This is a genomic window from Pseudoalteromonas sp. ESRF-bin5 (assembly GCF_002632075.1).
Lineage (GTDB): Bacteria > Pseudomonadota > Gammaproteobacteria > Enterobacterales > Alteromonadaceae > Pseudoalteromonas > Pseudoalteromonas marina.
The window spans coordinates 1-5,136 of the sequence record NZ_NTLW01000213.1; the positions used below are offsets into that span (position 1 = coordinate 1).

General features: G+C 37.4%; 6 protein-coding genes. 2 read left to right on the forward strand and 4 right to left on the reverse strand.

Annotated features, from left to right (window positions below; all coding sequences use genetic code 11):
- Positions 1-600 precede the first annotated feature (600 nt).
- Positions 601-1,080, forward strand: coding sequence for an RNA recognition motif domain-containing protein (locus tag BCG07_RS12835; protein ID WP_008130837.1), 480 nt, complete (start codon positions 601-603; stop codon positions 1,078-1,080).
- Here BCG07_RS12835 and murI read toward each other — a convergent pair.
- Together murI and BCG07_RS12845 are read right to left on the reverse strand one after the other, a co-directional pair.
- Positions 1,043-1,843, reverse strand: a complete 801-nt coding sequence (murI, locus tag BCG07_RS12840; RefSeq protein WP_286890450.1) for a glutamate racemase — start codon at positions 1,841-1,843, stop codon at positions 1,043-1,045. The two genes, BCG07_RS12835 and murI, sit on opposite strands and share 38 nt — an antisense overlap.
- A 77-nt stretch (positions 1,844-1,920) precedes the next feature.
- On the reverse strand, positions 1,921-3,048 hold the full coding sequence (locus BCG07_RS12845; RefSeq protein WP_286890452.1) for a DUF5610 domain-containing protein: 1,128 nt from the start codon (positions 3,046-3,048) through the stop codon (positions 1,921-1,923).
- Between the two features lie 162 nt (positions 3,049-3,210).
- Between BCG07_RS12845 and trmA the strand changes: the two genes are divergently transcribed.
- Complete coding sequence (gene trmA, locus BCG07_RS12850; protein WP_039038550.1) at positions 3,211-4,308, forward strand: tRNA (uridine(54)-C5)-methyltransferase TrmA; 1,098 nt, start codon at positions 3,211-3,213, stop codon at positions 4,306-4,308.
- A 10-nt stretch (positions 4,309-4,318) separates the two neighbouring features.
- Here the strand turns inward: trmA and BCG07_RS12855 are convergent, their stop codons facing one another.
- Together BCG07_RS12855 and BCG07_RS12860 are read right to left on the reverse strand one after the other, a co-directional pair.
- Positions 4,319-4,771, reverse strand: a complete 453-nt coding sequence (locus BCG07_RS12855; RefSeq protein ID WP_286890454.1) for a 2-thiouracil desulfurase family protein — start codon at positions 4,769-4,771, stop codon at positions 4,319-4,321.
- 53 nt (positions 4,772-4,824) lie between these two features.
- Positions 4,825-5,136 (reverse strand): DsbA family protein (locus BCG07_RS12860; protein WP_286890455.1); only part of this gene is annotated, 312 nt, incomplete at its 5' end.

Here is a 5,136-nt window from a genome sequence, read left to right on the forward strand (position 1 = left end):
GCTCAATGAATTCTGAATTTATTTAATATCTTTCGATATTGAATTGACTGTGCTGAATAACTACCTAAGTAATTATTCTGTTGGTCACTCAGTTTCAATTGAGACTCTAATTTGTTTGCCTCACTTAGCGAACTAAGCTTGGCTGTTAGAACTCAATCTGTACGAGTGCCCACACAGATGATTGCTTTATATTGTTAAAGAACGTTGCGACGTTGTCGCTAGGGATGCGTATAATACATCCTTTATTTTTCGAGTCAATACTTTGTTTTAAACTTTCTTTCGATGATTTAAAACCAAAGTTTGATTTAACTCTCTGAGCCGCTAACACTTTGCTATGCTTCGGCGTTTCCCGTCTCAGTGGGGTCGCATTATAGGGAGATCCGAAAACAGATCAACCCTTTTTTTAGATCTTTTTACTGTTCGAACAAAATTAGAACAAAACCACAAAAAACCATGTTAAAACACGCTTAAATTGATGTTTTTTTACACTGCATTTTATAATTTCATATAAATATCATTGCTAAGTTCGTTTAAGACGTTAAGATAGCAAGTTCACAATGTTAAATTAATGTTTATTTCCTGTTTATTGGTAGATCTAAAATGAAATTACCCGATCAAAAATCTTTTATCTTTTCTGTTGTTATTGCTGTAGTTGGTTTTGTTATTGTTAAGTTCGCCCTTGGAAGCTTAGAACTTGACCCTGCAATTGTATTTGCTGTTGGCTTATTAATAGGTGGGCTAGTTATTGCTGCTATGTCTTCTGACGTTTTAGAAGAGGCCGAAGTAAAAACTAAAACACTTTACGTTGGTAACCTTCCTTACCGTGCAAACGAAGGTGTTGTTCGTGCTTTGTTTGAAGAGCAAGGTAAAGTATTCAACGTTCGCCTATTAAAGGATAAAAATACAGGCAAACGTCGTGGCTTTGGTTTTGTTGAAATGGCGCAAGCTGATGCAGACAATGCTATTGCTAACTTGAACGATAGTGAGTTCCAACAACGTACTTTAAAAGTTCGTGAAGCAAAACAAAAACAAGAAGATGATTCTAATACGCTTCGAACTCAGGCGGATCAATCAGTTTAACTAGCTTAACCGCAAGTTTATCGCTGATCACATTAGCCGTTGCATAGTATTGCAACGGCTTTTTTATGCCAGGTATATTTTGTGCTAATAAACCTGACTCAGTTAATAGATAAATAACCCTATTTGCTATTGCTGCACCGGAATCCACCAGCTGAATGCTATTTTTAAAGTACTCACTAATCTGCTTTGTAAGTATTGGAAAGTGAGTACACCCCAATACAAGCACATCTGTTTGCTTTTCAATACTCAAGCCTTCAAGTACAGCATGTAATTTATTTGTATCTAAATAGCCATTAAAGAAAAGTAATTCAGCAACGTTTACCAACTCAACACTGCTATATAAGTTAACAGTTACATTACTAGCGTGCTGTGCTATTAACTTTTTTGTATATGAGCTCGCTATTGTGGCAGGTGTTGCCAGTAAAGCAATGTGATTTGAACGTGTTAATTCTGCGGCGGGCTTGATTGCTGGTACAACACCAACTATGGGTATATCTGTAATTTTGCGTACAGCACTTAATGCCGATGTGGATGCCGTGTTGCATGCTATTACAATTAAATCGACGTTTAGCTTGTTTGACTTAATGAAATGAATGAGCGAACACAAACGATTAATAATTGTTTGTTGTGTTTGAGCTCCATAAGGTAAGAAAGCATTATCCATAAAATAGCTATATTGAGCATTCGGGATACGTTGCTTTATATGATCAAGTACTGTTGTGCCACCAATCCCTGAATCAAAAACCATTATATGCGCTGACAAACGACCGTTCCTATTATTAGATTAGAACGGCAGTTTGCCATGTGATTTTTGCAAAAGAAAGTAGTTTAATGTTGAGGTTAAACTTCCTCTGCTGTTTGCTTTGTCGCGCTATTTATCTTATTAAGGTTTTCAAACATAGCTTTTGTGTAATCAACCAGTTTATCGATCTCACTTTGATCTTCATTAAGCCACTGCATAATACCTGATAATTGATTTTGAATACCTAGCTCGGTTGCTTTAGAAAATGCCTCTCGGAGGTCATCATTAAAAGGCGCTACTTTATCTGCAATTACTTTTTCTGGAGCCGGTTTATTTTCTTCGTAACCCTTTATTGCAGCAACTGTTTTGGTTTGGCGTAAATCCATTGAAAATGCAACAAGTTGTTCATTGCCTAAACTAAGCTCTTGCGCCTCTTCAAATACCTGCTCTAAATCGCCGCTAAAAAAGGTCTTACTTACGTTTTGTAGGTTTTCCATTAATTCATTAATTGCTTCTTGCTCTTTATCATTAAGGTCGCCGTTAACTGACATTGAAAATGAAAGCTCTCTCGATTGTGATGATTCACTTACGAATGCCTCCCCTCTTTCACCACGCTGATAACTACTAGCAGACTGAGATTTAAACGCATCGGCAAAACTTATTGTTACTTCATCACCTTCTGCGGTTGTGAAACTGTACTGAGCATTATTACTTAAACTTGCGTATTGTGCTTGAGTTACCCCCACACTAGCGGGCATTGGGTTAAACAAATTATCTTCAAACTTATCAAGGCCATCAAAAATACCTTCTTTTGATTTGTTGATTCCCTCTTGGGTTTCATCGTTCAGAACGCCGGATTCTTTTAACTCATCAACAGCGTCATCAATACCTATTTGAACCCCCTTACGGGCATCACTTAGCATACCTTTTAATTTATCGTCATCGGCACCATCAGCTTTTGCTTTATTAACGGCGCCGGTAACAAAGTCGAGTACATTTTTAACAATTGCTTCAAAATCAAAAAGGGGCTTATCTGCTTTTTTTTCTTGAACAGGCAAACCCAGCTGCTCTGCCATTTTATCACCTAAAACTTTAGCAGCTAATTCTTTACCTCGTTGCTGATAGCTGTCTTGCGGAGACGCGATGGTAGGTTGTTGTACATCAGCTTTGTTGTTGAATTTGTTTATGTTCTGGCTTGGTACAAAGCCATAGTTGCCTATTTTCATGAATCGTCTCCTGAGCGTGCGTAGTTTATTATCGGCCAGGGCATAAAAAACTAAAGTAAACCGTGCAAAAAAACATCATTTATTCTAGCCAAAACTAGACAAATGCGAACCGCTCCCTACAATAGCGCCGATAAACAGATCTTAGATAAGGTAGTAACGCGAATGGCAGTTATTAAAATAGATACCACGCAGTACCAAGCGCAGTTAAGTGAAAAAGAACAGCGTATAACTTCACAGTTTCAACGTTTTGGTGTGGAGCAGCTAGAAGTATTTAGCTCGGAGCCAATTAACTACCGCCAACGTGCCGAATTTAGAGTATGGCATGATGGAGACGATCTGTTTCATATAATGTTTGATCAGCAAACTAAAGAAAAAATACGCGTTGATACGTTTGACCCTGCGGCACCGCTTATTGGTGAAATCATGCAGGTGATGATTGAAAACCTTAAACCATGCGAGGTTTTACGCCGAAAGCTATTTCAAATAGATTACCTGTCTACACTCAGTGGTGAAATTTTAGTGAGCTTGCTTTATCACAAGCCGCTTGATGATGAATGGCTACGTGAAATTAAGTCACTAAAGGCAAAACTGAGTGAAAAATATAAAATAGATTTTATTGGCCGAGCACGTAAGCAGAAAGAAGTGCTAGGTGATGACTTTGTAACAGAGCAATTAACTGTAAATGGCCAAGAACTAATTTACCAACAAGTAGAAAATAGCTTTACGCAACCTAATGCAAAAGTAAATATAAGTATGCTTGAGTGGGCACAAGATTTATGTAAACCACTTAAAAATGATTTACTAGAGCTTTACTGCGGTAATGGTAACTTTTCTATTGCGCTAGCGGGGTCTTTTAATAAAGTACTCGCAACTGAAATATCTAAATCGTCTGTTCACTCTGCTCAATATAATATTGCCAAAAACAATGTAGACAACCTAGATATTATTCGTATGTCGAGCGAAGAGTTTACTCAAGCAATGAATGGCGAACGTACTTTTTCTCGTTTAGACGGTATTGACCTTAAAAGCTATGACTGCCAAACCATATTAGTCGACCCGCCACGCGCTGGTATGGATGAGTTAACCTGTGATTTAGTGGCTAATTACGAAAACATAATTTATATATCGTGTAATCCTGACACACTGGAACGCGATTTAGATCATTTAACGCGTTCGCATAACGTTAAGCGCTTTGCGATATTTGATCAGTTCCCTTATACACATCACATAGAGTCGGGTGTTTTCTTACAGCGTAAATAACCAACCAAAATTAAAGTGCCAGTGCTTTTATAAGTGCTGGTATTTGCTCTTCACTAAATACTTGAACTCCATTCTTTATTAATAATGCTGCAGTTAAACCTAGACCTATGATTTTTACTCCGCGATGCTTTCCATCATATATTGTATTTCGTCCGCAAGAAGGGCTCGATTCTTTAAGTAAAGCAAAACGAACTTTATTTTTTTTACAAAGTTCTAGCGCTATATTAGCCCCAGTTTGAAATTGCTCTGTTACATCTTCTCCTGAATTAGTAATTACTTTCCCCTGTATTATTTCAGCAGGAGCTCTAGGAGTAGATAGCCCACCAGCCACTTCAGGACAAAAGGATATTATTTTCTTATTACTTTGCCATACCCGTAATTGTGGATGCTGTAATGTTTGTCCTTTCCCATCATAACGAACAGGCTGCCCTAGCAAGCAACTCGATACTAATATTTTTTTCATTGCTACATCCTTATAAAGCAAAAAAGCTCCTTAAGGAGCTTTTTTAGCTAAACTTACTTGTTAGCTAAGTAATTAATTAATTTACTGATATCTTCAGGTGCTGTAACACCTGATTCACGGCCTAAGTTTAATTTATACTTACCGTTTACGATAAATGTGGGCACACCACGAAGAGCACCTTTTTCTTTAAAGTATTCTTGATCGCGCTTCATCTTAGAGCTTAATGTACGAACCGAAAAGCTTTTAAATAACTTATCAAACTTATCGCCATCAACACCTTGCGCAACAAACACATCTTTCACGTCAGCTAATTCATTAAATTTAGCACGCTTAGTGTGAATATGATTAAAAATAGCTGCGATAAG

Bases quoted from the DNA above. Each gene is read 5' to 3' on its own strand.
- BCG07_RS12835 (WP_008130837.1), top strand. From the start codon at position 601: ATGAAATTACCCGATCAAAAATCTTTTATCTTTTCTGTTGTTATTGCT.
- BCG07_RS12845 (WP_286890452.1), bottom strand. From the start codon at position 3,048: ATGAAAATAGGCAACTATGGCTTTGTACCAAGCCAGAACATAAACAAA.
- trmA (WP_039038550.1), top strand. From the start codon at position 3,211: ATGGCAGTTATTAAAATAGATACCACGCAGTACCAAGCGCAGTTAAGT.
- BCG07_RS12855 (WP_286890454.1), bottom strand. From the start codon at position 4,771: ATGAAAAAAATATTAGTATCGAGTTGCTTGCTAGGGCAGCCTGTTCGT.